This window comes from Kitasatospora sp. NPDC059812 (assembly GCF_042732075.1).
Taxonomy (GTDB): domain Bacteria; phylum Actinomycetota; class Actinomycetes; order Streptomycetales; family Streptomycetaceae; genus Kitasatospora.
This window is the reverse complement of record NZ_JBHWIO010000005.1, coordinates 93,049-115,161: the sequence shown is the minus strand read 5'-3', so window position 1 is coordinate 115,161 and position 22,113 is coordinate 93,049. Positions and strand designations below refer to the sequence as shown.

19 protein-coding genes are annotated in these 22,113 nt (G+C 72.9%); 9 read left to right on the top strand and 10 right to left on the bottom strand.

The genetic code is table 11. The annotated features are described in order from the left end of the window. Positions 1 to 176 precede the first annotated feature (176 nt). A complete protein-coding gene (locus ACFV6D_RS04295) occupies positions 177 to 1,346 on the top strand; it encodes a sensor histidine kinase (RefSeq protein ID WP_063351316.1) in 1,170 nt (389 codons plus the stop codon). 118 nt (positions 1,347 to 1,464) lie between these two features. On the opposite strand, the gene ACFV6D_RS04290 is transcribed toward ACFV6D_RS04295, so the two are convergent. Then, positions 1,465 to 2,550 carry a S1C family serine protease gene (locus ACFV6D_RS04290; RefSeq protein ID WP_380338176.1) on the bottom strand — a complete coding sequence of 362 codons (1,086 nt, stop codon included), beginning with the start codon at positions 2,548 to 2,550 and terminating at the stop codon, positions 1,465 to 1,467. A gap of 209 nt (positions 2,551 to 2,759) precedes the next feature. Between ACFV6D_RS04290 and galE the strand changes: the two genes are divergently transcribed. Beyond that, positions 2,760 to 3,746, top strand: coding sequence for a UDP-glucose 4-epimerase GalE (galE, locus tag ACFV6D_RS04285; RefSeq protein WP_063348897.1), 987 nt, complete (start codon positions 2,760 to 2,762; stop codon positions 3,744 to 3,746). A 49-nt stretch (positions 3,747 to 3,795) separates the two neighbouring features. Here the strand turns inward: galE and ACFV6D_RS04280 are convergent, their stop codons facing one another. Then, a complete protein-coding gene (locus ACFV6D_RS04280; RefSeq protein ID WP_363374955.1) occupies positions 3,796 to 6,207 on the bottom strand; it encodes a PQQ-binding-like beta-propeller repeat protein in 2,412 nt (803 codons plus the stop codon). A gap of 436 nt (positions 6,208 to 6,643) precedes the next feature. Here ACFV6D_RS04280 and ACFV6D_RS04275 point away from each other — a divergent pair, with 436 nt between their 5' ends. After that, positions 6,644 to 7,291 carry a TetR family transcriptional regulator gene (locus ACFV6D_RS04275; RefSeq protein WP_063348895.1) on the top strand — a complete coding sequence of 216 codons (648 nt, stop codon included), beginning with the start codon at positions 6,644 to 6,646 and terminating at the stop codon, positions 7,289 to 7,291. Positions 7,292 to 7,506: 215 nt separating this feature from the next. On the opposite strand, the gene ACFV6D_RS04270 is transcribed toward ACFV6D_RS04275, so the two are convergent. The 6 genes from ACFV6D_RS04270 to ACFV6D_RS04245 all read right to left on the bottom strand — a co-directional run bounded on the left by ACFV6D_RS04270 (position 7,507) and on the right by ACFV6D_RS04245 (position 13,621). Continuing rightward, positions 7,507 to 8,451 carry a beta-ketoacyl-ACP synthase III gene (locus tag ACFV6D_RS04270; protein WP_063348894.1) on the bottom strand — a complete coding sequence of 315 codons (945 nt, stop codon included), beginning with the start codon at positions 8,449 to 8,451 and terminating at the stop codon, positions 7,507 to 7,509. Positions 8,452 to 8,703: 252 nt separating this feature from the next. After that, a complete protein-coding gene (locus ACFV6D_RS04265; protein WP_380558276.1) occupies positions 8,704 to 9,960 on the bottom strand; it encodes a L,D-transpeptidase family protein in 1,257 nt (418 codons plus the stop codon). 112 nt (positions 9,961 to 10,072) lie between these two features. Next, positions 10,073 to 11,236, bottom strand: coding sequence for an aminofutalosine synthase MqnE (gene mqnE, locus ACFV6D_RS04260; protein ID WP_063348893.1), 1,164 nt, complete (start codon positions 11,234 to 11,236; stop codon positions 10,073 to 10,075). A gap of 121 nt (positions 11,237 to 11,357) precedes the next feature. Further along, on the bottom strand, positions 11,358 to 12,365 hold the full coding sequence (locus tag ACFV6D_RS04255) for a threonine/serine dehydratase (protein WP_380491013.1): 1,008 nt from the start codon (positions 12,363 to 12,365) through the stop codon (positions 11,358 to 11,360). Positions 12,366 to 12,368: 3 nt separating this feature from the next. Further along, complete coding sequence (locus ACFV6D_RS04250; RefSeq protein WP_063348891.1) at positions 12,369 to 12,827, bottom strand: Lrp/AsnC family transcriptional regulator; 459 nt, start codon at positions 12,825 to 12,827, stop codon at positions 12,369 to 12,371. A 119-nt stretch (positions 12,828 to 12,946) separates the two neighbouring features. Beyond that, the gene (locus ACFV6D_RS04245; RefSeq protein WP_380426661.1) at positions 12,947 to 13,621 is read right to left on the bottom strand and encodes a UbiX family flavin prenyltransferase; all 675 of its coding nucleotides are present in this window, start codon (positions 13,619 to 13,621) and stop codon (positions 12,947 to 12,949) included. Positions 13,622 to 13,687: 66 nt separating this feature from the next. Here ACFV6D_RS04245 and ACFV6D_RS04240 point away from each other — a divergent pair, with 66 nt between their 5' ends. The 3 genes from ACFV6D_RS04240 to ACFV6D_RS04230 all read left to right on the top strand — a co-directional run bounded on the left by ACFV6D_RS04240 (position 13,688) and on the right by ACFV6D_RS04230 (position 17,552). Beyond that, a complete protein-coding gene (locus ACFV6D_RS04240) occupies positions 13,688 to 14,431 on the top strand; it encodes a cyclase family protein (RefSeq protein ID WP_063348889.1) in 744 nt (247 codons plus the stop codon). 128 nt (positions 14,432 to 14,559) lie between these two features. Beyond that, complete coding sequence (locus tag ACFV6D_RS04235; RefSeq protein WP_380558273.1) at positions 14,560 to 15,270, top strand: MOSC domain-containing protein; 711 nt, start codon at positions 14,560 to 14,562, stop codon at positions 15,268 to 15,270. A 248-nt stretch (positions 15,271 to 15,518) separates the two neighbouring features. Continuing rightward, positions 15,519 to 17,552 (top strand): hypothetical protein, encoded by a 2,034-nt coding sequence (locus tag ACFV6D_RS04230; protein WP_380558270.1) that lies wholly within the window; start codon positions 15,519 to 15,521, stop codon positions 17,550 to 17,552. 146 nt (positions 17,553 to 17,698) lie between these two features. Here the strand turns inward: ACFV6D_RS04230 and ACFV6D_RS04225 are convergent, their stop codons facing one another. Then, positions 17,699 to 18,472, bottom strand: a complete 774-nt coding sequence (locus ACFV6D_RS04225; protein ID WP_063351314.1) for a TetR/AcrR family transcriptional regulator — start codon at positions 18,470 to 18,472, stop codon at positions 17,699 to 17,701. 102 nt (positions 18,473 to 18,574) lie between these two features. Here ACFV6D_RS04225 and ACFV6D_RS04220 point away from each other — a divergent pair, with 102 nt between their 5' ends. From ACFV6D_RS04220 to gcvH, 3 genes are all read left to right on the top strand, one after another. Next, positions 18,575 to 19,801 carry an FAD-dependent oxidoreductase gene (locus ACFV6D_RS04220; protein WP_380558267.1) on the top strand — a complete coding sequence of 409 codons (1,227 nt, stop codon included), beginning with the start codon at positions 18,575 to 18,577 and terminating at the stop codon, positions 19,799 to 19,801. 65 nt (positions 19,802 to 19,866) lie between these two features. After that, positions 19,867 to 20,622, top strand: coding sequence for an alpha/beta fold hydrolase (locus ACFV6D_RS04215; RefSeq protein ID WP_380338149.1), 756 nt, complete (start codon positions 19,867 to 19,869; stop codon positions 20,620 to 20,622). A gap of 116 nt (positions 20,623 to 20,738) precedes the next feature. Next, positions 20,739 to 21,134, top strand: coding sequence for a glycine cleavage system protein GcvH (gcvH, locus tag ACFV6D_RS04210; RefSeq protein ID WP_063348884.1), 396 nt, complete (start codon positions 20,739 to 20,741; stop codon positions 21,132 to 21,134). Between the two features lie 64 nt (positions 21,135 to 21,198). Here gcvH and ACFV6D_RS04205 read toward each other — a convergent pair whose 3' ends face one another. Beyond that, complete coding sequence (locus tag ACFV6D_RS04205) at positions 21,199 to 22,050, bottom strand: hypothetical protein (protein ID WP_380426671.1); 852 nt, start codon at positions 22,048 to 22,050, stop codon at positions 21,199 to 21,201. Positions 22,051 to 22,113: the final 63 nt, after the last annotated feature.

Here is a 22,113-nt window from a genome sequence, read left to right as displayed (position 1 = left end):
ACGACCAGGACGGGGGTAGGGATAACCCCCGTCCCGGAAGATGTATCACCCCCATGGCATCTCCCGCCCCGGGTTCGGGAAGCTTGCTCCACCAGCTCGACCAAGAGGGACGGTAGATCCAGATGAAGCCGCTGCACCGCCGCACCGTGGATGCCATCAAGGAGCAGGACGCTCAGATGGTCCGCTCGCCGCTGTACGGCGCGCAGATGTGGCGGCAGGTCGGCCAGCTGCTGCTCAACCTGCCGCTCGGCGTCGCCGGCTTCACGCTCACCGCCATCACGCTCACGGCCGGCCTGGGGATGTCGATCACCGTGGTCGGCCTGCCGCTGCTGGCCGGCGGGCTGGCCGTCTCCCGCGCCCTGGGCGGGCTGGGCCGCTGGCGGGCCCGGGCGGCGTACGACTCCGCGATCCACGAGCCGGAGCCGGTGCAGCAGCGCCGGCCGGGGGTGGTGGGCTTCACCATCGCCCACCTGACCGACCTGCTGAACTGGCGCTCGGCGCTCTACAACGTACTGATGCTGCCCTGGGGCATCCTGAGCTTCACGGTGGCCCTGGTCGCGGTCACCGTGATGTGGCCGGTGCTGCCCTGGGTGATCCGGGCGCTGGCGGCGGTCGACCGGATCCTGGTCGAGTCGCTGCTCTTCCCGGGCGCCCTGGCCGAGCGGGTGCGCGAGCTGGAGGACGACCGCGGCACGGTGGTCGACACCGCCGCCGCCGACCTGCGCCGGATCGAGCGCGACCTGCACGACGGCGCCCAGGCCCGCCTGGTCGCGCTGGCCATGGACCTGGGCATGGCCAAGGAGCGGCTGCGCGAGGTCGAGACCGAGGACGACGTGGTGGCCGCCACGAAGATGGTCGACAACGCGCACGGCGAGGTGAAGCTGGCCCTCCAGGAGCTGCGCGACCTGGCCCGGGGCATCCACCCGGCGGTGCTCACCGACCGCGGCCTGGACGCGGCCCTGTCCTCGGTCGCCGCCCGCTGCACCGTCCCCGGTGGGGTCAAGGTGAACGTCGACCTGAAGGGGCCGGACGGCCAGGCCGAGCGCCCGGACTCGGCGGTCGAGGGCATCGCGTACTTCACCGTCAGCGAGCTGCTGACCAACGTCTCCAAGCACGCCGGCGCCCGCACCGCCTCGGTCGACGTCTGGCGCTCCGACAACCAGCTGATGGTGCTGGTCCAGGACGACGGCAAGGGCGGCGCCGCCCCCTACCCGGGCAGCGGCCTGGCCGGGCTGACCGAGCGGATCCGCGCGGTGGACGGGGTGCTCCTGGTGCAGAGCCCGGAGGGCGGCCCGAGCAGCATCACCGTCGAACTGCCCTGGCGCACCCGCACCGCCCGCCGCTGAACCGGGGCGCGGCACGGCGCCGGGACCTCGTCGAGGAAGTGACGAGGTCCCGGCGCCGCTCCGGTGGGGCGGCCGGTCCGCGGAACCCTTGCGCGGTGCCGGGGTCCGGAGCCAGGTCCTACGGGCTCTCCAGGGCGCCGAGGGTGACGTCGGCGGTCCGGCTGTTGCCGTCCCTGGTGTAGGCGACGGTGGCCTTGTCGCCCGGGGTGAGCGAGGCGAGCGCGGTGGTGAGCGCGTTCAGCGAGTCGACCGTGGCGTCCCCGATCTTGGTGATCACGTCGCCGGCCTGCATCCCCGCCGAGGCGGCCGGGCCGCCCGCGGTGACCGCCACGATGACCGCGCCGGCGGGCTTGAACTGCTGGTTGAAGCTGGTCCGGGCGGTGATGCCGAGCGCGGCCCGGCCGGAGTTGGTGACCTTGCCCTGCTTGATCAGCTGGTCGGTGATGTTGGTGATGGTGGACGCCGGGATGGCGAAGCCGATGCCGGGCGCGGCCGCGCCGTTGGCCTCGGGCTCCGTCGCCGCGAGCGTGTTGATGCCGATCACCTGGCTGTCCAGGTTGACCAGCGCGCCGCCGCTGTTGCCCGGGTTGATCGCGGCCGAGGTCTGCACCATGTTGCCGATGGTGGCGCCGGGCGAGCCGCCGCCCCTGGGTTCGGAGACGGTCCGTCCGGTGGCCGAGACGATGCCCTGGGTGACGCTGCTGGAGAGGCCGAGCGGGCTGCCCATGGCGAGGGTGATCTGGCCGAGCTGGACCTTGCCGGAGTCCCCGAAGGCGGCCGGCTTGAGGCCGCTCGGCGGGCTGCTCAGCTTGATCACCGCGAGGTCGGTGTCGGGGTAGCTGCCGACCAGGGTGGCGTCCAGCGACTTGGTGCTGTTGGCGAGGGTGACGGTGAAGGTGGTCGCGGTGCCCACCACGTGGGCGTTGGTGACGATGTCGCCCTTGTCGTCGTAGACGATCCCGGAGCCGAGGCTGTCGCCGGTGGTGATCTGCACCACCGAGGGCAGCACGTCGGCGATGACCCGCTGGTAGTCGTCCTGCAACTGGTTCCCGTCGGCCGACCGCGCGGGGGCCGACGAGGCCGGCTTGGCCGAGCCGGAGCTCGACGGGGAGCCCGCGGCCTGCGAGGCGGACGAGGAGGAGCCGCTGCTGCACCCGGCCAGCGCCAGCGCGGTCAGTACGGCCACCGCGCCGGGCACGAGCAACCGGCCGTGGGCCGTCCTGGGGCCGGTCGGCCGGGGCCCGGCCGGCAGGGGGCGGGCGTGTTCCTTCTTTCGGCTCACCTGACTGCCTCCGATTCGTCACCACGCTGAGAGCACGGAAATCTTTGTCAGCATTTCACCGATTTGTCCGATTTGACGGCTCGACTCGCCCGGCACTCACCACGGAAACCCGAACACCCTAGAATCGGCCCATGACTTGGTTGATCACCGGCGGTGCCGGATACATCGGCGGGCACGTCGTCCGCCAGCTGCTCGACGCCGGTGAGCGCGTCGCCGTCCTGGACGACCTCAGCACCGGCGACGCCTCCCGCCTACCGGAGGGCGTCGCCCTGGTCGAGGGCTCCACCCTGGACCGGGCCGCCCTGGACGCCGCCATCCGCGAGCACGCGATCGAGGGCATCCTGCACTTCGCCGCCAAGAAGCAGGTCGGCGAGTCCGTCGAGCAGCCGTTCTTCTACTACCGGGAGAACATGATCGGCCTGCAGACCGTCCTGGAGGCCGCCGCCGAGGGCGGGGTCAAGCGCTTCCTCTTCTCCTCCTCCGCCGCCGTCTACGGCATGCCGGACGTCGACCTGGTCACCGAGTCGACCCCGTGCGCCCCGATGAGCCCGTACGGCGAGACCAAGCTGGCCGGCGAGTGGCTGGTCGCCGCGGCCGGGAAGGCCCACGGCATCTCCACCGTGGCGCTGCGCTACTTCAACGTGGCCGGTGCCGCCTCCCCCGAGCTGTCCGACACCGGGGTCTTCAACCTGATCCCGATGGTCTTCGAGCGGCTCACCGCCGGCGAGGCCCCGCGGGTCTTCGGCGACGACTACCCCACCCAGGACGGCAGCTGCGTCCGCGACTTCATCCACGTCTCCGACATCGCCTCGGCCCACGTCGCGGCCGCCAAGCGGCTGGCCGCCGACCCGGCCGGCGAGACCTCGCTGGTGCTCAACATCGGCCGCGGCGAGGGCGTCAGCGTCAAGGAGATGCTGGAGGTGATCGGCAAGGTCACCGGTTACGACACCACCCCCGAGGTGACCCCGCGCCGTGCCGGCGACCCCGCGCGGGTGGTGGCCTCGGCCGACCTGATCCGCCGCGAGCTGGGCTGGGGCGCCCGCCACGACGTGGCGGAGATGGTGGCCTCCGCGTGGGACGGCTGGTGCAGCCGCCACCCCGGGGCCCGCAAGGCCTGATCGGGCGCGTCTGACGGCGGCGGGGCGCCCGCCCCGCCGCCGCGCCGGTTCAGCGCGCCGGGACGGCCGTGCCGTAGAAGGCGTCCAGCGCGTACACGCAGCGGTCCTTGGAGCCGACGAAGACCCGGCCGCCGACCGCGACCGGCGAGCCGGTCAGCTCGCCCTTGGTGCCGAGCTCCCAGCGCAGCTGACCGCTCGCCAGGTCCAGGGTGTGCAGCGAGTGGTCCCGGCTGCCCAGGTGCACCAGGCCGTCGGCCACCGCCGGGGAGCCGACGATCTCGCCGCGCGCCGTGTAGCGCCAGCGCTCCCGGCCGCTCGCCGCCTCGAAGGCGTACAGCACCCCGCCGCTGCCGACCAGCACCATGCCGTCCCCGACCACCACCGGCTCGGCGCCCTGGCGGTTGCCGGTGACCCCGCGCCAGCGGTCCCGGCCGGTGGCCGCGTCCAGCGCGTACACCGTCCCGAGGTAGTCGGCCACGTAGACCGCGTCGGCGTCCAGCGCGGGCGGGGTGAACAGCACCACCGGGGCCTCGAAGCGCCAGCGCTCGACCCCGCTGGCCGCGTCCAGCGCGTACACCCGGGAGCCGGCCGTCACGTACAGCACGCCGCCGCGCTCGACCGGGTGCGAGGGCACGTCCTCGCCGACCGGGAAGGACCAGCGCAGGCCGGCGCCGTGCGGGTCGATGCAGCGCAGCCGCCCGGCCCCGTAGTAGTAGGCCGCGCCGGCCACCAGGACCGGTCCGGACTGCGGGTTCTCGTAGTCCTGCTGGGCGTCGTCGGCCCGCCACAGCTCGGCGCCGTTGGCGGCCGAGCGCAGCTGGACACCGCCGCCGCGGACGCCGCAGCACAGCACCCCGTCGGCGGCGGAGAGCGAGTAGACCCAGCCGTCCAGCGAGGTGCGCCAGCGCTCGGTGCCGTCCGCGACGTCCACGGTGTACAGGTGCGGGCCGTCGGCCGCGTGCACCCGGCCGGCGTCCACCGCGAGCGCCCAGGCGACGTCCCGGGTCTTGTAGCGCCGCTCGCCGGAGGCGATGTCCAGCGCGTGCACCTCGAAGCTGGAGACGAAGAGCGTGCCGTCGGCGACCACCGGGGTGCCCCAGACGTCGTTGGACATCCGGAACCGCCAGGGGCGCCAGCGGGCGGCCGGCGCCGGCGGCGGGGTGATCCGGCGGACCCAGTCGGTCTCGGCCGGGGCGGTGCCCGGGCCGGGCTGCTCGTGCTCGGCCCGCGGCCCGGGGCCTATCCGCACCGAGGCTCCGGACAGCCGCACCTCGACGGCCCCGCCGCCGCCCGGCGCGCGGTGCTTGTTGGGGGAGGCGATCTTCGCGGTCGGGATCTCGCCGTCGGACACCGGGCCCGGCCTCCGCCCGGTGTGCACCGGCCCGGACGGCGGCGGCGCGTGCCCCCCGCCCGGGTGGGTGCGCGGGTCGTCCAGGCCGGGGCGCTGCACCGGGACCGGCTGGTGCGGCTGCGGCGGCTGGTGGGGCTGGAGCGGGCCGGCCTGCGGCGGCCCGGCCGGGGGCGGCGGCGCGCCGCCCGGCAGCTGGACGGCCCGGGGCGGCGCGCTCGGGCGGCGGCCGCGCTTGCGCTCGATCAGCTCCAGCGCGTTCACGGGGAGCCAGTCGCCGACCTCGCCGGCGGCGTCGTCCCGGGAGAACAGGTGCGGGGCCAGTTCGGCCTGGATCTGCGCCGGGGTGGGCCGGTGCTCGGGCGAGGGCCGCATGCAGGCGCGGACCAGGTCCATCAGCTCGCGCGGCATCCCGGACAGGTCCGGCTCCTCGCGCAGCAGCTGGAACACCGTCTCGACCGGGTTGGAGCCGCTGAAGGGCGGGTGCCCGGTCGCGCAGAACACCATCAGCGAGCCGAGCGAGAAGACGTCGCTGGCGCCCCGGACGTTACGGCTGTCCTTGGCCTGCTCGGGGGACATGTAGGCGGGGGTGCCGACCGCGACGTTGGTCATGGTGAGCCGGGTGCTGGAGACGCCGGAGGCGATGCCGAAGTCGATCACCTTCGGGCCGTCCTCGACCACCAGCACGTTGGAGGGCTTGAGGTCCCGGTGGATCAGCCCGGCCGCGTGGATGGACTGCAGCGCCTCGGCGATGCCCGCGATCAGCCAGCGGGTGGCGTCCACCGGCAGCGGACCGCACTCCTCGACCAGGTCCTCCAGCGAGGGGGCCGGGATGTACGCGGTGGCCAGCCAGGGCACCCGGGCGTCCGCGTCGGCGTCCACCACGGCCGCGGTGTAGAAACCGCCGACCGTCTTGGCCGCCTCGATCTCGCGCGCGAAGCGGACGCGGAACAGCTCGTCCTCGGCCAGTTCCCCCCGGACGGTCTTGATGGCCACCCGCCGGCCGGAGGCGGAGCGCGCCAGGTAGACCAGCCCCATCCCACCCGCGCCGAGCCGCCCCAGCACCTCGAAGGGCCCGATCCGCCTCGGATCGTGCGCCGTCAGCTGGTCCACTCCGCTGCCACCTCCCCGTTTTCCGCACCCGCCGCGTGGTGCCGGACCCGATTCTCCAATGCCGCCCGGCCCATCTCCAACCTCCCCCGCCCAGAGCCGACGGCCGCCCCGGGAGCGCCGCCGTCCGGCCGGTGATGACGGAACGGCCGGATTCTGACGCCCGTTCCGGCCGTGGCTTGCACCCGGACGCCCGGACCCTCCCCTTCGGCGCCGATCTTCCGACGTCGCCAGTCGTCACGCTCTGTCACTCGATCGCCCCTCAGCGGACTCGCCGTCACGCTGTGGGGTCAAAGGCACACGGGGGGGCTTCAACGACGCCTGCGGAGCGCGGTGAATATCCGTCCGAAGTGGTTCATGCCCCTATAGCAACCCCCCGTGCGGAGTAATAGTCGCATCACCGAATCGCGCCAAGATCGTGCCACGGTAAGCTGACGGCATGACAGGACAAGTTCGCACCGTCGACGGTCGCGTCGCCGGGCGACGCGGACAGGAAACGCGGCAGAAGCTGCTCGACTGCCTCCGCGAGATGCTCAGCACGTCGCCGTACCGGGACGTCAAGGTCATCGACGTCGCCCGTATGGCGGGTACCTCCCCCGCGACCTTCTACCAGTACTTCCCGGATGTCGAGGGCGCTGTCCTCGAAATCGCCGAGGAAATGGCCAAGGACGCCGACACCCTCAAAGAGCTGGTGGCCGGAAAGTCCTGGGCAGGGAAGTCCGGTCCGACCACTTCGGAAGAACTGGTCGACGGATTCCTCGCCTTCTGGCGCAAGAACGACGCCATTCTCCGAGTGGTCACGCTCGGTGCCGCCGAAGGGGACAAGCGGTTCTTCAAGATCCGCATGACGGTCCTCAACGCGGTCGCCAAGCCGCTCGCGGAGGCCGTCAAGGAACTCCAGGCGAAGGGCCAGGCCGACAAGTCGCTCGACCCGAACGCCGTCGCCGGGGCCCTGGTCTCGCTGCTCGCCTCGGCGGCCGAGCACCAGAAGGCCTTCACCGCCTGGGGCGTCAAGGTCAAGGACCTCAAGCCCAACCTCGCTCCCCTGGTGTACCTGGGCGTCACCGGCAAGAAGCCGCCCAAGTAGACCATCCGCTCAACCGACCATCCGCTCCGCGCGCAGCCCCGGCCTCCTGTCCGGGGTACGACGGACGGCGGCCGTGTCCTCGGGGGAGGTCCGCCGACGTACCGCACGCGCGCCAGACATGCCGGTGGGCGGGCACCCCTCACACAGGGTGCCCGCCCACCGGCATGTTCGCGTTCCCGCCCCTCAGGGGCCCTCGGAAGCCCGGCTCCGCGCCGTCAGGGGCAGCGGACCACCTGGCCGGCGTAGGCGAGCCCGCCGCCGAAGCCGAAGAGCAGGACCGGGTCGCCCGGGGACAGCTCGCCGCGTTCGACCAGCTTGGAGAAGGCCAGCGGGATCGAGGCGGCCGAGGTGTTGCCGGAGTCGACCACGTCCCGGGCCACCACCGCGTCGGTGAGGCCCAGCTTGGCGGCGATCGAGTCGATGATCCGCAGGTTGGCCTGGTGCGGCACGAAGCCCTTCAGCTCCGACGGGTCGATCCCGGCCTGCTCGCAGGCCCGGCGGGCCAGCGGGGCGAGCTGGGTGGTGGCCCAGCGGAACACCGACTGGCCCTGCTGGCTGATCACCGGGTCCCAGCCGGTGATCACCACGGCGTCGCCCTTCTCCGGCTCGGAGCCCCAGACCACCGGGCCGATGCCGGGCTCGGCACCGTCCTCCTGGGCCTCGACCACCGCGGCGCCGGCGCCGTCGCCGAAGATCACGCAGGTGGTGCGGTCGGTCCAGTCCAGCGTGTCGGACATCCGCTCGGCGCCGATCACCAGCGCGCGGCGCGCCGCGCCGGCCCGGATCGCGTGGTCGGCGGTGGCCAGGGCGTACGAGAAGCCGGAGCAGACCGTGTTGATGTCGTACGCGGCGGGCGCCCGGACGCCGAGCCGGGCGGCCACGGCGGCGGCGGTGTTGGGGCTGCGCTCGATCGCGGTGCAGGTGGCGACCACGATCAGGTCGATCTCGTCGGCCGTCCGGCCGCTCTTGGCGAGCGCCTTCTGCGCGGCCTCGGTGGCGAGGTCGACCAGGGTCTCGCCCTCGGCGATGTGCCGGGTTCTGACGCCCACCCGGCTACGGATCCACTCGTCGTTGGTGTCGACGAGCGCCTCCAGGTCGTCGTTGGAGAGGACCTTGGGGGGCTGGTAGTGGCCGAGTGCCACAATGCGCGAACCGCTCATAGTGCCATGGAACCGGGTTACCCACTGGTCAGCGGGGCGCGCCCGGCTACAGGATCCGCCCCCGTGATCTGTAGGAGCCCGACAAGGGGCGTTGCGGCGACTGGCCTCCGGGCGCGCCGGGATCGACGCCGATACGGACGAGGGGGCGGGCACCGCCGCCGATGACGGGGCCGACACCGCCCGGAACACCGTACGGACGCCCCCGGAACGCCGCAGTCAGGCCGGGGGCAGGTCGGGGTCGGAACGCCGGGGTCAGGCGGACAGCGAGGCGGCGTCGCCCATCACGATCACCGGGTGGGCCGCCGGGTCCAGGGTGCGGATCAGCTCGGCCATCTTGTCCTCGGGGATCGAGACGCAGCCGTGGGTGGGGCCGTCATGGTCGACGTGGATCCAGATCCCGCCGCCCTTCTTCGCCCCCATCGGGCGGCGCGGGTCCAGCGGGGAGTTTCCGGGCACCCGGTTGTAGTTGATCGCGACCACGTAGTCGAAGGAGCCGGCCAGCTGGTCGCCGAAGAAGCCCGTCCCGGAGACCACGAAGCTCGGGTCCTTGTCGTACGGGAGCTTGCTGCCCGGGTCGGCCTTGCGGCCGCCCGCGTCGGAGAGCGCGAAGACGCCGATCGGGCTGCGCAGGTCGCCCTCGTTGTGGTCGGTGGTCCAGCCGTTGTTGCCGTTGTGGCCCTGCCAGGTCTCGCCGGCCAGCCAGCGGCCCTCGGGGGTGCGGGTCCAGAGGGTGACGGTGTTCTTGTTGCCGTTCTTGTCCTGGCCGGAGGCGAGCACCACCTGGGTGGTCTCGGTGGGTATCTTCGCGACGAAGTCGGCGCCGAGGCCGGGTATCGCGGCGACCGAGCCGTCCGCACGGACCTGGCTGCGGTCGGCGGCCGGGGGCTGGGTCTGCCGGTCGGCGGCGGCCCGGGCGGCGGGAGCCGGCTGGTCGGGCGTGCTGACGCCCTCCGGGCCGGGGCCGTCGGCGGCTGCGGCGACGGGCTTGGCGTCGTCCTGGCCGACGGTGTACCAGCCGGCGGCGGCCGCGACCAGCAGCGCGGTGCCGGCCATCACCGCCTTGCCGTGACGCTTCTTCTTCGCCTTCCGGCGGTGCCCCCGGGCGGCCGCCCGGGCACCCACGGGCGCCGCCACGGGCGGGGGCGTGGGCTGCCGGACGGGCTCCGGCTCGAACGCGTACACCGGTTCGGCGTCGTACACCGACTCGGGGGCGTACACCGGCTCGGCGTCGTACGCCGGCCCGGGGGCGTACACCGGCCCGGGGGCGACGAGCGGGTCGGGCCCGGCGGCGTACGGCTGGAACGGCTGGGATGGCTGGAACGGCTGCTCGTACGCCTCGAAGTACCCGTCAGGGGCCTGCGGGAGCTGCCCGTACTCGCCGTAGTGGTCCTGCCGGACGGGCTGCCGGTACGGCTCACCCGCCCCGTGCGGCTGCTGCGGCACCCCGTACACCGGCTCGGCTATCGGCTCGTACGACGGGTACGTGGTGGCGCGATGAGAACCGGACATACCGCCGATCCTGCCAAACGGTGTACCGGTTGGTAAACCCGGGGCGGGTGCGGGGGCGGTGAAGAAACGCCGCCGCCCGGGCCGGGGCCCGGGCGGCGGGGGAGTTCTCCGGTCAGAGGCGCATCGCCTGCGGGGCCTCGCGGCGCCCCAGGTCCGGGCCCTCGTACTCGCGGATGATCTCGTAGCGGGTGTTGCGCTCGACCGGGCGGAAGCCGGCGTCGCGGATCAGGTCGAGCAGGTCGTCACGGCCCAGCTTGTTCGGGGTGCCGAAGTTGTCCGCGTCGTGGGTGATCTTGTACTCGACCACCGAGCCGTCCATGTCGTCCGCGCCGTGGCTGAGCGCCAGCTGGGCGGTGGTGACGCCGTGCATCACCCAGAAGACCTTGACGTGCGGGACGTTGTCGAAGAGCAGCCGGGAGACCGCGAAGGTCTTCAGCGCCTCGGCGCCGGTGGCCATCTCCGTGCGGGCCATCAGCTTGTTGCGCACGACGCCGTCCTTGGAGTCGTGGAAGTCGTGCTGGTAGCGCAGCGGGATGAAGACCTGGAAGCCGCCGGTCTCGTCCTGCAGCTCGCGCAGCCGCAGCACGTGGTCCACCCGGTGGCGGGGCTCCTCGATGTGGCCGTACAGCATGGTGGCCGGCGTCTTGAGGCCCTTGCTGTGGGCGAGGCGGTGGATCCGCGACCAGTCCTCCCAGTGGGTGTCGTGGTCGACGATGTGCTGGCGGACCTCCCAGTCGAAGATCTCCGCGCCGCCGCCGGTCAGCGACTCCAGGCCGGCGTCGATCAGCTCGTCCAGGATCTCGTCGGCGGGCAGGCCGCTGATCTTCTCGAACCAGTGGATCTCGGTGGCGGTGAAGGCCTTCAGCGAGACGTTCGGCAGGGCCGCCTTCAGCTCCCGCAGCGAGCGCGGGTAGTAGCGCCAGGGCAGGGTCGGGTGCAGGCCGTTGACGATGTGCAGCTCGGTGAGGGAGTCGACCTCCATCGCCTTGGCGAGCCGGACGGCCTCCTCGATGCGCATCGTGTAGGCGTCCTTCTCGCCCGGCTTGCGCTGGAACGAGCAGTACGCGCAGGACGCGCTGCACACGTTGGTCATGTTGAGGTGGCGGTTGACGTTGAAGTGGACGACGTCGCCGTTCTTCCGCGTCCGCACGTGGTGGGCCAGACCGCCCAGCCAGGCCAGGTCGTCGCTCTCGTAGAGCGCGATCCCGTCCTCGCGGGTCAGCCGCTCACCCGCGTAGACCTTCGCCTCCAGCTCGCGCTTCAGCCCTGCGTCCATGCGGTGCCCCGCCTCCTCCGACTTCGATTCCTTGCCGGACCGAGCGTACGTCACTCGTCCGCTCGCCTCCGGGCCGCTCCGACCCGGTGCCGACGCTCCTCGCTCCGGCGCTCCTCCGTCGCTAGTCGCTCGTCACTTTCGGCACCGGCGCGCCCTTCGGCTCGGGACGGTCCGACAGCAGCTCAGCGAGCAGTGCGGGGTCGATGTTGCCACCACTGACCACGGCCGCGACCGTCCGGCCCCCGGTCTCGGCGGCGCGGTGGAAGTAGGCTGCCGGGGCGACCGCGCCGGAGGGCTCGGCGACCAGCCGGCCGCGGCGGGCCAGCAGGGCGACGGTGGCGCGGATCTCGTCCTCGGTGACGGTGACGATGTCGTCCACGTACGCGGTCAGGTGCTCGAAGGGCAGCTCGCCGACCGACGGGGTACGCAGGCCGTCCGCGATGGTCCGGTAGGTGTCGGCGACCGGCCAGGCCAGCCGGCGGCCGGCCCGGAAGCTGGCCTGCGCGTCGGCGGCCAGCTCCGGTTCCACGCCGATCACCCGGATGCCCGGGCGGGTGAGCTTGAGCGCGGCCGCCGTCCCGGAGATCAGGCCGCCGCCGCTGACCGGCACCAGGACGGTGTCCAGCCCGGCCGGGGCGTCCTCGGCGATCTCCAGGCCGACCGTGCCCTGGCCCGCGATGATGAACGGGTCGTCGTACGGCGGCACCCAGACGTAGCCGTGCCGCTCGGCCAGTTCGGCGGGCAGGGTGTCCCGCTCCTCCGGCGACACCAGGACCACCTCGGCGCCGAACCCCCGGGTGGACTCCACCTTCACCGCCGGCGAGGTGTCCGGCATCACGATCACGGCCTTGATGCCGAGCAGCGCCGCCGCGTACGCCACCGCCTGCGCGTGGTTGCCGCTCGACTGGGCGACCACGCCACGGGCCCGCTCGGCCTCGGTGAGCGCGGCCAGCCGGTTGTACGCGCCGCGGGTCTTGAAGGCCCCGGTCGGCTGGAGGTTCTCGGGCTTCAGCCAGAGCCGACGCTCCCCCTCGTCCGCCCACGGGGCGGGAACCAGCGGGGTGCGCACGGCCACCCCCGCGATCCGCTGCCGAGCGGCGCGCAGCTCCTCCAGACCGACCAGTGCCATCCGTCACTCTCCTTCGGGAGGGAGTTCGCTCACCCGGTTCTCCCACTTCGTGGAGAGTACGACGGTGGTGCGGGTGCGGGCCACGCCTTTCGTGCCCGAGATCCGCTTGACCACCGACTCCAGGCCAGCCACGTCGGCCACCCTGACCTTGAGCATGTAGGAGTCGTCACCCGCGATGAACCAGCAGTCCTCGACCTCGTTGAGGTCCTTGAGCCGGTGCGCGACGTCCTCGTGATCGGCGGCGTCGGTCAGCTGAAGGCCGATCAGGGCCGTGACGCCGAAGCCGAGCGAGGCCGGATTGACCGTCGCGCGGTAGCCGGTGATGACACCGGCCTGCTCCAGTCGGTTGATCCGGTCCGTGACGCTCGGGCCGGAGAGCCCGACCAGCCGGCCCAGCTCGGCGTAGGACGCGCGGCCGTTCTCCCGGAGCGCCTGGATGAGCTGTCTGTCCACCGTGTCCATATACCGTCCGCGTCCTTCCGAACCTCACCAGACCCACAGATCATTATCCGGATTCCAAGGCGCCATGCGCGGAACAACCCGGATATCGCAGAGAAGATACTCTCCCGCCCCCGGCCTCCTCACTCCCCCTCAGCCGACACGCTGCCGTTCTCGTCGGCCCGGCGGGCCGCCGCCCCCAACTCCCCTTCCCAGCGCAGGTACAGGGAATGCGGGACGCCGACCGCGTCCAGCACCCGGCCGGCCACGAAGTCGACGAGTTCCCGCACGGTCGAGCCGCCGGCGTAGAACCCGGGAGAGGCGGGGAGGACGACGGCGCCCTGCGCGTCGAGCTCCACCAGGTGCTTCAACGTCACCCCGTTGAGTGGCGCCTCGCGCACGCACACGACCAGCGGGCGGCGCTCCTTGAGGGTGACGCTGGCCACCCGCTGCAGCAGGTCCTTGCTCAGGCCGAGCGCGATCCCGGCCACCGCGCCGGTGGTCGCGGGCACCACCAGCATGCCCTTGGCCGGGTACGAGCCGCTGGACGGGCCGGCCGCGAAGTCCCCGGCGGGCCAGTAGCGGACGTCGTCCAGGCCCTCGTCGGAGCCCAGCCAGGCGGCCAGGTCGGCGCGCCAGTGGGCGTCCCGGAAGGAGATGCCGGTCTCGTCGAGGATGGTGAGCCGGGCGGCTCGGCTGACGATCAGGTCCACCGGCTCCCCGGCGGCGAGCAGCGCCCGGACCACCGAGGCGGCGTACGGCGTCCCCGACGCACCAGAGACCCCGACCACCCACGGCTGACGCTTGACTGTTCCCATGTCCCATTTCTATCCGGACTCACCCGGTCGGGCCTCATCCGCGGGCTCCCCTGGAAGGATGGGGGCATGGCAGCGACCCTCGTCGACCTCACCCATCAGGTGACCACCGCGATGCCGGTCTACCCCGGCGATCCGGCCGTCCTGTTGGAGCCCGCGCTCACCACCGCCACCGCCGGGGTGAACGTGCTGGCCCTGCACCTCGGCTCGCAGTCCGGGACGCACGTGGACGCGCCCTACCACGTGGACGTCACCTGGCCGACCCTGGACGGGCTGCCGCTGGAGCGGTTCACCGGCCCCGCGGTGCTCGCCGACCTGCGCGGGCTGGAGCCCCGGGCCGCCGTCACCCCCGAGCTGCTCGCGCCCGCCCTGGCGCGCGTCGGCGAGGGGTCCGTCCTGCTGCTCGCCACCGGCTGGGCCCGGCACTGGGGCACCGACGCCTACCTCGCGCACCCCAGCCTGACCGCGGCCGCCGCCGAGGCGATCGTCGCCGCCGGGGTGCGGACCGTCGGGGTGGACGCGCTGAGCGTCGACCCCACCCCCGACCCGGGCCCGGGCGACCCGGCGGTCGCCGCGCTGCTCGCGGACCTCACCGACGAGCACGACCAGCCCGGCGCCGACGAGCCGACCCTCGCCGCGCACCGGGTGCTGCTGGGGGCGCCCGGCGGCGGGGTGATCGCCGAGAACCTGACCGATCTGCGGGCGCTGCTGGACGCCCAGGAGGCCGGGCGGCCGGTCGAGGTGTCGCTGTTCCCGCTGCGGCTGGCGGCGGCGGACGGTGCGCCGGTCCGGGCGGTGGCACGGCTGGGCTAGGGCGGGTCTTCAAACCCCCGCCTGCGCGCCGACTGGAGTTTGAAGACCCGCCGTGGGCCGTTCCGGCCAGTCGCCGCACGGGACTTGGTCTAGACCATCCCCCGGCGCCGCCGCTACGCTGTCCGCCCATGGCAGAGATCATCGGAGTGATCGAGCGACTCTGGCGCTACCCCGTGAAGTCCACCGGCGGCGAGCGGCTCGACTCCGTCGAGGTGGACGAGCGCGGCCTGGCCGGCGACCGCCTCTACGCCGTCCGCGACGCGGACGGCAAGCTCGGCTCGGGCAAGAACACCCGCCGCTTCCGCCGGATGGACGGCCTGCTCCGCCTCTCCGCCCGCCTCGGCCACCGGATCGACGGCCCCGAACTGTTCGACCCGCTCGGCCGCCCGGTCGCCGACCCGGCCGCCTTCCTGCGCGCCTACCTCCAGCGCGAGGACGTCGAACTCGCCCGCGAGGACGCCGTCTCCCACTTCGACCAGCTGCCGGTCAGCGTGCTCACCACCGCCACCCTGGACTGGGTCCGCGAGGCCGCCCCCTTCACGGTGGTCGACGAGCGCCGGTTCCGCCCCAACATCCTGCTGCGGACGCCCCCGGGCACCCCGCCCTTCGTCGAGGACGGCTGGTTCGGCCGGGAGGGGCAGGGCGGCACCGGCGCCCGCCTCGCCTTCGTCCGCTCCAGCGAGCGCTGCGCGATGACCGGCGCCCCGCAGCCGGGGCTGCCGCACGCCCCCGAGATCCTCAAGGCGATCGTGCACGCCCACGACGGCCGGCTCGACGCCCTCGCCGAGGTCGCCGCCCCCGGGCGGCTGAGCGTGGGCGACGAGCTCGCGCTGCACTGAGCCCGGCGGGCGCTGGAGAGCGGAACCGCAGGTCAGGGCGGTCTCAGAGGTTTTCGAAAAAACTTTTGGATCACCTGCAACCCCGGCGGCCGCCGCACGTCTATGTCAGTGAGAGGCGGGGAAGCCCGCCGAACCCGGACCGCGAGAGGCGCTGGGGGCGACGCCCTCGAACTTCGGGTCCGACTCCAAGCACACGTACCGGCCGGCGGCTGAAATGCCGACGGCAGAACACCCCGGGGGGTATTTCCATGTCCGTTGTCCGCGCCCGTCGCTCCCGCTCCACCGTCCTCACCGCCGCCACCCTCGGCGTGCTGCTGGCCACCGGCGCGGTGCTGTCCTCCCCGGCCGCGTACGCCGCCGAGGCACCGGCGGCCGCCACCGCCCCCGCCGCGCCGGCCGCCGAAGCCACGGCCGACAAGCCGTCGCTGAAGGTCAACGCGCCGACGACGGTCGGCCGCGGCGGGCAGCCGGTCGAGTTCGCCGAGACCATCACGAACCCCGGCACCACCGAGGCCTCGTTCACGCTGAGGATCGGCACGAGCGGCGCGGGCCCCATCGCGACGCACGCCATCAAGGTCGACTACCGCGACGCGGACGGCACCTGGAAGCCCGTCGCCGACACCGTCCCCGGCCTGACCGTCGCCGCCGGTGCCACCAGGACCGTCCAGCTGCGCCTCACCACCGAGCTCGCCGCCTACTGGTCCAACCAGGACTCGACCGTCACGCTCAGCTCCGCCGTCCTCGACGCGGCCGGCACCACCGTCCTCGCCGAGAGCACCGACCAGGTCGCGGCCAAGGCCATCACCGTGCAGGTCAAGGACGCGCCGACCACCGCCGTCGCCGGCGGCGCCCCGGTCGAGTTCGACGTCACCGTGAACAACCCCAGCGCCTCGCGCTACACCACCGTCGACAAGGTCGTGGAGGCGGACAAGCACAGCACGCTCCAGGTGCGGAAGGCCGACGGCAGCTGGGAGAACATCACCGGCACCGCCAGCAGCCAGCCGGGCTCCGACCGCGTCACGTACCACCTCACCGACGACAGGACCATCGCCGCCGGCAGCAGCGACACCCGGCACGTCCGCTTCGCGTTCACCGCCGACGCCCCGCTCGGCACGGCCTACATCCACCCGTGGGCGATGCTCGACCAGGGCGCCGGGGCCATGCAGGCGATCGTCGGCCCCCAGTTCGTCGCGATCGACGTCACCGCCGCCCCGGTCGCCGCCAAGCCGGCGCTGACCATCCAGGAGCCGGCCCCGATCGGGTACGGCGGCGAGCCCGTCGAGTTCTCCGAGACCGTCACCAACCCGGGCACCGCCGAGGCCCCGTTCACCCTGAAGCTCAACGTGAGCAACGTGCACGCCCGGGTTCACGACGCGTTCGCCATCGAGTACCGCGACGCCGACGGCACCTGGAAGCCGGTCGAGCTGACCTTCAAGCAGAGCGACAGGACCTTCAACTTCAGCGGCAAGGTCACCGGCCTGACCGTCCCCGCCGGCGCCACCAAGACCTTCCAGCTGCGGCTCGCCGCCGTGGGGAACAACGACACGGGCGGCTACAACCTGCCGACCAAGCTCTACTCCGCCGTCGTCGACCCGGCGGCCGAGGACACCGTGCTCGCCGAGGCCACCAAGGACGTCGCGGTGAAGTCCCTGGTCGTCCAGCTCAAGAACGCGCCGACCACCGCCGTCGCCGGCGGCGCCCCGGTCGAGTTCGACGTCGCCGTCAACAACCCCAGCGCCTCCCGCTACGACAAGCTCGCCACCATCCTGTGGGCCGACTCGCACAGCGTCCTGGAGATGCAGAAGGCCGATGGCGCCTGGGAGACCGTGCCCGGCACCCCGGGCCCCCAGGCCGGCGGCCCCGTCCGCTACCTCCTCAGCGGCGACGCCCTCGCGGCAGGCGCGACCATCACCAAGCACGTCCGCCTCGCCTACACCGCCGAGGCCAAGGTCGGCCAGACCTCCGTCGACCCGTCCGCCGTCATCAACGAGGGCACCGCCCACGCCGCCAGCGCGAGCCCGCAGGGCAACGCGATCCAGGTCACTACCGACACTTCCGGCATCGGCACCGGCCCCGTCATCCGGACCAGCTACACCACCGGCACCGCCGACGAGACCGACACCACCAGCACCACCGGCACCACCGGCACCACCCAGCTGGCGGGCGGCGAGCTCGCCCACACCGGGTCGGACGGCGTCATCAAGACCGCGGCGGGCGCCGCCGCCCTGCTCGTCAGCGGCATCGGCGCGCTCTTCGTCGCGCGCCGCCGCCGCAGCGCCTGACCGCCTCCGTCCGAGCCCCGGCTCCCCGGCTTCGCCCGGCGGGCCGGGGCTCGACGTTTCCCGGGAGAGCTCGGTGTTTTCCGGCAGAGCTCGGCGTTTTCCGGCAGACACGTCCCAGGAACGGATCAGGCGGTCTCCCGGCCCCGCTACGGCAGGGCGACCGCCCGCAGGTAGGCCTCGGCGAAGAGGTCGATGGACTCCTCCAGCGAGGGCAGTCCGGCGCCGAGCGCCGGTTCGAGGACCGGCCGCAGCAGGATGTGGTTGATCAGCGGGCCGAACAGCAGTTGGACCAGCACCGGGAGCGGCAGCGGACGCAGCCGTCCGGCCTCGATGTACGGCAGCAGCAGCCGGCCGAGGCCGTCGAACAGTCGCGGCAGGTGGGCCGCCATCATCCGGGAGGCGGGGCCGTCCGGTCGGGCGAACAGGTCGGCGAAGACCGCCGGCATGACCCGGGGCTGGCGGTCGAAGGCCGCGGCGAAGGCGCGGTGGAGCGCCCGGACGGTGTCCTCCAGGCGTTCCGGCGGGTTCGCGGCGAGCGCTTCCAGGTCCGGCAGCGGGCCGTACTGGAGGAAGACGGCGGTGAGCAGGCCGTCCCGGCCCTCGAAGACGGTGTGCAGGCTGGGCAGCGAGCACTCGGCGCGGTCTGCCACGGCGTCCAGGGTGACCCCGCCCAGGCCGCGTTCGGCCACCAGCCCGGCGGCCGCCGCGATCGCGCGTTCCCGTACCGGCGGCCGTCCGCCCGGGTCGACGCCCGCCTGCCGGACCGCCTCGTCCAGCGGCGCCCGGCAGCCGCCGAGCCTGCGCAGCAGGGTGCTGCGGGAGATGCCGGCCGTCGCGGCGATCGCCGTCAGCGGGACGTCCGCGACGTCCTGGCCCCGGTCCTTCGCCGCCGTGAGGGCGGCCGCCACCAGATCCTTCATGTGGAGCAGCATACTACTTGACACCTGAGACAGTTCCAGAGACTCTGTAAATGTAAGTTCCACACGGAAGGTGATCAACCGAGCACAGCAAGGGAGAGAGCCATGAGCGTCGTGATCTCCGGGGGCGGACCGGCCGGAATGATGTTGGGCCTGCTGCTGGCCCGGGCGGGTGTCGAGGTGACCGTGCTGGAGAAGCACGGGGACTTCCTGCGGGACTTCCGCGGCGACACCGTCCACGCCTCCACCGTGCGGCTGATGGACGAACTCGGCCTCGGCCGGAAGTTCGCCGCGCTGCCGCAGAGCCGGCTCGGCAACCTGGTGGTGCCGGTGCCCGGCGTCGGCCAAGTCCCGCTGAGCGCCTACGACCGGCTGCCCGCGCCGTACAACTACATCGCGATGATGCCGCAGTGGGACCTGCTCAACTTCCTCGTCGAGGAAGCCCGGCAGGAGCCCACCTTCACCCTGCGGATGAACACCGAGGCCACCGGGCTGATCCGGGAGGGCGGCCGGGTGGCCGGCGTACACTACCGCACCCGGGACGGCGAGCAGGGCGAGCTCCGCGCCGACCTCACCGTCGGCACCGACGGCCGGCACTCCACCCTGCGCAAGGCGGCCGGGCTGGTGGCCGAGGAGTACCCGGTGCCCTTCGACGTCTGGTGGTTCCGCCTGCCCCGGCACGCGGAGGAGCAGGCCGCGCCGCCCAGCCTCGTCGCCGGCTTCGGCGACGGCGAGCTGGCCCTCAGCATCGCCCGCGACAGCTACTTCCAGATCGCCTACTTCAAGCCGAAGGGCTCCGACCCGCAGCTGCGCGCCGAAGGCGTGGAGCGCTTCCGCGAGCGGATCGCCCGGCTGCTGCCCCAGTACGCCGACCGCGTCGACCAGTTGGCGGGCATGGACGACGTCCACATGCTCGACGCCCGGCTCAACCGGCTGGACCGCTGGTACACCGACGGGCTGCTGCTGATCGGCGACGCCGCCCACGCGATGTCCCCGGCCGGCGGGGTGGGCATCAACCTCGCCATCCAGGACGCCGTCGCGGCCGCCACCCTGCTCGCCGAGCCGCTGCTGCGCGGCCGCCCGACCACCGCCGCGCTCGCCCGGGTGCAACGGCGGCGCCAGATGCCGACGGTGGTCATCCAACGGCTGCAGCGGATCCTGCACGGCGTGATGTTCGTCCCGGCGCTCACCGGCCGGCGGTCCGGCCCGCCGATGGGATTCGCCGCGCTCGTCCGCCACGTCCCGGCGGTCCGGCTGGGCATCTCCCGCCTGATCGCCTTCGGCCCCCGCCCCGAACACGCCCCGGACTTCGCCCGACGGCCCATGGCGTAGCCGCCGGCCGCACGGGTCGGCGACCGGCCGTTCGGGCGGGAGGCTTCCGGGGAAGGACCGAGGGCATGACGATCCCTCACCGCTCGACCGGCACCGGCGACCACCACGTCCTGGTCCTGCACGACTGGTTCGGCACCAGCGCGGGCTGGGGCCCCTTCCTCGACTACCTCGACGGCAGGGCCTTCAGCTACGCGTTCCTCGACTACCGGGGCTACGGAGAACGCAAGGACGTCACCGGCTCCTACACGCTCGCCGAGATCGCCGCCGACGCGCTCGCCCTGGCCGATCAACTCGGCTGGGACCGCTTCTCGCTGATCGGCCACTCGATGGGCGGCAAGGCCGCGCAGCAGGTGCTGGCCGAGGCGCCGCTGCGGGTGCGCAAGCTCGTCGGCCTGGCACCCGTCCCCGCCGGGGCCTACCCGCTGGACGCCGACGGCGAGGCGCTGTTCTACGGCGCCGCCGAGGACCGCGAGAAGCGGTACGCGATCCTCGACCTGGTCACCGGGCAGCGGGCGGGCCGGGTCTGGCTGGACCGCATGGTCGACCAGTCGCTCCGGCTCTCCACGCCCGAGGCCTTCGGCGGGTACGTGCGGGACTGGGCGACGGCCGACCTGGAACGCCGCATCAACGGGAACCCCGTCCCCGTCAAAGTGATCGTGGGCGCACACGACCTCGCCCTGACCGCCGACGTGATGCGCGGCACCTGGCTCGCCCACTACCCCAACGCCGAACTGGAGGAGCTCGACGGCAGCGGCCACTACCCGATGTACGAGACGCCGGTGGCACTGGCCACCTCGCTGGAGTCCTTCCTGCACAACTGACACCCGCCTTCACCCGACCGGGTGCGCTTCGCGGCGAGGGGCGGGGACCTGTAGCAGGCTCCTCCGCATGACTGACGATCAGTCAGTGCAGTCGCCTCGACCTCGCGGAGATCCCCATGGCCAACGTCCCGAAAGACCTCAAGTACACCAAGGACCACGAGTGGGTGCGGACCACCGGCAAGGACAAGGCCCGTGTGGGCATCACCGACTTCGCGCAGAAGCAACTCGGTGACGTCGTCTTCGCCGACATCCCCACCATGGGGAAGCAGCTCGAATCCGGCGAAGCGTTCGGCACGGTGGAGTCTGTCAAGGCGGTGAGCGAGATCTTCATGCCGCTCACCGGAACGGTCACCGCGGTGAACGAGGGCCTGAACGACGAACCCGAGCTGATCAACACGGACCCGTACGGCGACGGCTGGATCATCGAGCTCACCGTCGCCAAGCCTGACGAGCTGAAGCAGTTGCTCACGGCCGCCCAGTACGAGGCCTTCATCTCCAGCCGTTCGGAGTAGCCACCCCGGGCCGAGCGCACAGGAAGTCGGACTCGCCGACTTCCTGTGCGCAGCCGGCACCCGATCAGGTGACAGGGGCCAGGGCGAGTCCGCGGGCGGCGAGGAGAACGCCGCGGGCTCGGGCGGCGCCGGTACGGGCGGTGGCCGGGTCCGGGGCGACTCGCCGGGGGACGAGGCCGGCACAGGAGCGGCAGATGCCGGGGCGGGGCACCGGATCGCGGCACTCCGCGCATTCGGAGCGGGCAGGTGCGGCGACGGCGGGTTCACGCGGCGGTGGGAGCTTGCGCTGCAAGCGGTTGCGGAGCAGGCCGACCGGCGAGTGCAGGGGCCGCGGCAGGTCGGGGAGCAGGGCGTGGGCGAGGTCGGCGTCCGTGTGGCCCCTCGCCAGCCATTCGGCGACGAGGGGTGCGAGGGCGACGGCCTCGGCCTCGCCGAGGCGCAGGCGGGGCTCCCGGCGGATCACCCGGTGGAGTATGGCCACCGCCTCCCGGACGTGTGGATCGGTCTCGGTCAACGCGGCCGGGAGGGTGGGTACTTCTTCCGGGTTCTTTACGGGAGGGGCGTCAGAGGGGCCGGTATCAGGCTCACCGGGGGCCGGGGGTGGGTCACTCGGCGGCCCCGGGCGCTGAGGAGTGTCGTACACGTGCACCTCGGTCCGGATCGTGCCGTCGGGCATCCGGACCTTCTCGACCCGGTAATACCCGGCGTCCTTCAGCTCGTTGAGCGTCCGGCGGATCGTGCCACGCCCCTGCGGGCTGCTGTCGGCCATGCCCCGGCCGTCCTCACGCCAGCCGTCCGGACGGGAGAGGAGGTCCACGAGGAGTCCTCGGGCGGTGTAGCTGAGGCGACGGTCCTGGAGGAGTCCGTTCGGAAGGACGGAGAAAAAGCGCGAGTGCGCGCTACGATGAATCTGCATGGGGAGGGTTTGCTCCTGGTGCCAGACCCCGGGGTGTTGGTAGCACCGCTGGGGTCTTCTCTT

Bases quoted from the DNA above. Each gene is read 5' to 3' on its own strand.
- ACFV6D_RS04295 (WP_063351316.1), top strand. From the start codon at position 177: ATGGTCCGCTCGCCGCTGTACGGCGCGCAGATGTGGCGGCAGGTCGGC.
- galE (WP_063348897.1), top strand. From the start codon at position 2,760: ATGACTTGGTTGATCACCGGCGGTGCCGGATACATCGGCGGGCACGTC.
- ACFV6D_RS04275 (WP_063348895.1), top strand. From the start codon at position 6,644: ATGACAGGACAAGTTCGCACCGTCGACGGTCGCGTCGCCGGGCGACGC.
- ACFV6D_RS04270 (WP_063348894.1), bottom strand. From the start codon at position 8,451: ATGAGCGGTTCGCGCATTGTGGCACTCGGCCACTACCAGCCCCCCAAG.
- ACFV6D_RS04265 (WP_380558276.1), bottom strand. From the start codon at position 9,960: ATGTCCGGTTCTCATCGCGCCACCACGTACCCGTCGTACGAGCCGATA.
- mqnE (WP_063348893.1), bottom strand. From the start codon at position 11,236: ATGGACGCAGGGCTGAAGCGCGAGCTGGAGGCGAAGGTCTACGCGGGT.
- ACFV6D_RS04255 (WP_380491013.1), bottom strand. From the start codon at position 12,365: ATGGCACTGGTCGGTCTGGAGGAGCTGCGCGCCGCTCGGCAGCGGATC.
- ACFV6D_RS04250 (WP_063348891.1), bottom strand. From the start codon at position 12,827: ATGGACACGGTGGACAGACAGCTCATCCAGGCGCTCCGGGAGAACGGC.
- ACFV6D_RS04245 (WP_380426661.1), bottom strand. From the start codon at position 13,621: ATGGGAACAGTCAAGCGTCAGCCGTGGGTGGTCGGGGTCTCTGGTGCG.
- ACFV6D_RS04240 (WP_063348889.1), top strand. From the start codon at position 13,688: ATGGCAGCGACCCTCGTCGACCTCACCCATCAGGTGACCACCGCGATG.
- ACFV6D_RS04235 (WP_380558273.1), top strand. From the start codon at position 14,560: ATGGCAGAGATCATCGGAGTGATCGAGCGACTCTGGCGCTACCCCGTG.
- ACFV6D_RS04230 (WP_380558270.1), top strand. From the start codon at position 15,519: ATGTCCGTTGTCCGCGCCCGTCGCTCCCGCTCCACCGTCCTCACCGCC.
- ACFV6D_RS04225 (WP_063351314.1), bottom strand. From the start codon at position 18,472: ATGAAGGATCTGGTGGCGGCCGCCCTCACGGCGGCGAAGGACCGGGGC.
- ACFV6D_RS04220 (WP_380558267.1), top strand. From the start codon at position 18,575: ATGAGCGTCGTGATCTCCGGGGGCGGACCGGCCGGAATGATGTTGGGC.
- ACFV6D_RS04215 (WP_380338149.1), top strand. From the start codon at position 19,867: ATGACGATCCCTCACCGCTCGACCGGCACCGGCGACCACCACGTCCTG.
- gcvH (WP_063348884.1), top strand. From the start codon at position 20,739: ATGGCCAACGTCCCGAAAGACCTCAAGTACACCAAGGACCACGAGTGG.
- ACFV6D_RS04205 (WP_380426671.1), bottom strand. From the start codon at position 22,050: ATGCAGATTCATCGTAGCGCGCACTCGCGCTTTTTCTCCGTCCTTCCG.